We start from the raw sequence: 3,128 nt of genomic DNA on the forward strand, positions 1-3,128 counted from the left end.
CGGCCGCCTCTCCGCCGAACGAGTGTGAGCCAACCAGATCAACGAGAAACCTCTACGCCAACCGAGTGGTGAACACCGCTTTCGTGATACTCCCGTCGTGAGAGCAGGAATCGCCCGGCCGGTCGTGGTCAGCGTCGTTGTGTCAGCCAGCCGAACAGTCCCCTGCGCCGCGGTGGCGGAACGGGAGTTGGAGTTTCAGGCGGCATCGGTGGGTCGGGGAGGCCTGCGGGGTCGGCTGGTTCGTGGGCCTGGGATGGCGGTTGTGTCGCGGGGGGTGTTGTGGGGCGGGGCGGGATTGCCGGTGCCTGGTAGACGGGTGGAGGGGTGGGGGCTGCGGGCGGGGTGAGGACTTCCCGGATGACCTGTGCGGTGTGGTTCGGCGGCGGGGTGGCCGGTTGCTTTGGTGCGTCTGGCTGCTGCGGTGCGGCTGGTGGAGCCGCCACCCGCTGGTTTCCCACGGGAGCGGTGGCCGTGGGCTTGGCCCGGGCATCGGGACGGGCGGGGACGGGCGGCGGGCAGGCAGGGCTGGTGGGGCGCCCGGAAGCTTCGGTGTCGTGCCAGTAGGCGATCTGCCAGTGCGCGTCCGCGAAGAGCCGCAGATGAGGGGTGTAGCCGCCGGTGAAGATGGACCAGTTGCCGAGGGCCAGCACGTGGGTGCCCGGGGTGAGGGGTTTGATGAGGCCCTCGTGGGCGGAGCGCAGCACGACGTGGAAGCGCCCCTGGCCGGTGGGGACGTTGACGGCGAGGGTGACGTAGGGGCGGTCTTGGGCGTCCTTGCGGACTGCTTGGACGGTGGCGTGGATGGCGAGGGGGTGGGTGGCCTTTTTGCTGGCCTGGAGCTTGTAGAGGGCGGCCAGTGAGGCTTCGTCGGGCCCGTAGCAGAACTGCTTCCAGGGGACGGGGCCGTGGCCGTGGGGCTGGATGCTGAACTTCTTCACGATGTCGCTGTCGAAGTCGTGGAGCTGCAGGAATCTGGCGATCTTCGCGGCGCTGGTGATCGCTGGCGGCAGCAGGGGCGCGATCGTGGTGGTGTTCCGGGTTCGCATGGCACCGTCCTGCCCTGGGCCGGCTGGCTCGGCCGGGTCGGCTGCCCCGGCCAGGTTCTGGGGCAGTTCCAGGCGCAGGATCCCGTCGTCGACGTGGCCGAGGCCGTGCGAGCCGCGGGCGATGCTGTTGATGACCTCGGTGGGATTGAGGTCGCAGGCCGGCTCGTGTTCGCTGCCGGGTACGAGCCGGAAGTAGCCGGCGACGTTCTTGTAGCCGGAGACCGCATCCACGTCAGCGAGGCAGTACGCGCAGTACAGGGTTCCCTTGGGCGGCTTGTGACCGGGGGCGATCTCCGTTCCGAGCACTGGCCGTCCGGCAGATCCGTCCGCTCTCTTCTCGCGCGCCTTCCTCAACCTCGTCCCCTCCGCTTTCTGCGTCCATGTATCCAGGTGCCGAATCGGTGCTTCCAAGGGAACGGTCCCGACACGTATCTCCTCAACTCGCTGTCTGACGCTCACGTACACCCGGCAGCCCGCTCCACTCGACCCCGATGCGAGCCACGTGGCGATCTACAGGCCTCACCGGCCTTGCTTCCGCAGTCGGGGCACGCAACTGCCAGCACGGTCGGGGAGCCCGGAGGCGGAGAACCCACGCGTCGCCCTTGCAGCTGGGCCGCGCGCGCATCAAGGATGGGCTGTACACGTTCGTCATGAGGGGACGGCCGGACCCGCTTCCGGCCGGACCGGTCATCGTTCACGCAGTCCTTCCCCACGACGGCGAAGCAGCGCGGGCACTGCTCGTTGATCCAGAACCGGCGGGCTACCTGCCCATGCCGTGCCACTGCCTTCTTCGGAGTTGCGCCGTCGGCAGGCCGTGGCGGCGCCGGCACGGCGGGCACGGACCCATCCGGGTTCTCAAGACCTGCGCGGACCTTCCATTCGGAAACCTTGCTCAGTTCATCGGGAGAGAGAAGGCCGCCTGCGTCATCCACCGCATCAGAGAGCCTTTCAACCAGCCTGCGCACCACCTTCACCGGCGTACGGCGGCGGAGGTCAGCGAGATTTTTGAGGGTCCGTCGAACCCGCTCCGCCGCCTTCTTTTCCGCCAGCTGCCTCTGCTGCTGCAAGTTCAGCATCTGCAGTCCAGCCCCGCGGGCAACAAGATGAGCGTCGGCAGCATCCGCGACACGTGCCTCCTCCACTGTGCGGTCATGGCCGGCTGTCGCATTCGCACGAATCAGTAGCTGACGCACCTGGCTGGTGTCTTCGGCGGAGAGCGCCTCACCGAGCCGGTTGAACAGTTCACGGCGGACTTCGGCCTGCGCCTGCAGCCAGCGGCGTGCGTCCTCCACAACAACAGCGAGCTGCCCCCGGGTCTCCCCGTGTACTTCGATCAGAGCCTCGATCTCGTCGCACACCCTGGCGACCACAACGACAGACTCCACCTTGCGCGCATCAGCCAGACGACGCAGCAGCCCCATCGCCCGCACCGACGCGTTCGGCTCCTGCCTGACCTTGGCCACCGTCCACGACGACGCTGGGCGGGCGCGCCGAGAGCGGACGATCTGCCTCACCGCCGGAGTCGACAGACCGCGCTCGGTCATCTCGCACTCGTCCAGCGCGAACCACTCGACGCCCCGCGCGAACGCCTCCGTGCCGATCCGCACCCGGCGGTGAGTGCCCTCACTGTCCAGACGGATGCGGTGAACGTACCAGCGCCGGACCAGCGTCGCCTCGTCCACCGGCACTGATACGCCCAGCACCGGCTCGACGCCGTCCTCGTCCCACGTCGGCTCGACTTCCCGGTCCAGGTGCACACGCAGCCCACGGCTCCGGAACCGGATGTCGAGGACGGAACCGATCGCGGCGCCGTCCGGCCGGGCAAAGTCGAAGTCGGCCTCCTCACCCCGGTCGCGGAGCCAGGCCCTGGCGGCGGACTTCACGTACAGGTGGTCGGCACTGGCCACGCCCCGCGCGCTGCGGCCGCAATGGTGAGACACGCCGTCCGGGCCCGGGTGGTGAGCGAAGTGGCAGACACGGTCGGTGTAGGGAGTATCACGAAAGCGGTGTTCACCACTCGGTTGGCGTAGAGGTTTCTCGTTGATCTGGTTGGCTCACACTCGTTCGGCGGAGAGGCGGCCG

2 protein-coding genes are annotated in these 3,128 nt (G+C 68.5%); both read right to left on the reverse strand.

Features of this window, described 5'->3' with window-relative positions; genetic code table 11:
• Positions 1–128: 128 nt before the first annotated feature.
• Positions 129–1,352 carry a hypothetical protein gene (locus ABTY04_RS40655; protein ID WP_352218462.1) on the reverse strand — a complete coding sequence of 408 codons (1,224 nt, stop codon included), beginning with the start codon at positions 1,350–1,352 and terminating at the stop codon, positions 129–131.
• A gap of 149 nt (positions 1,353–1,501) precedes the next feature.
• A complete protein-coding gene (locus tag ABTY04_RS40660) occupies positions 1,502–2,953 on the reverse strand; it encodes a zinc finger domain-containing protein (protein WP_352218463.1) in 1,452 nt (483 codons plus the stop codon).
• Between the last annotated feature and the right edge of the window lie 175 nt (positions 2,954–3,128).

Source organism: Streptomyces sp. NPDC097981, assembly GCF_040302565.1.
Lineage (GTDB): Bacteria > Actinomycetota > Actinomycetes > Streptomycetales > Streptomycetaceae > Streptomyces.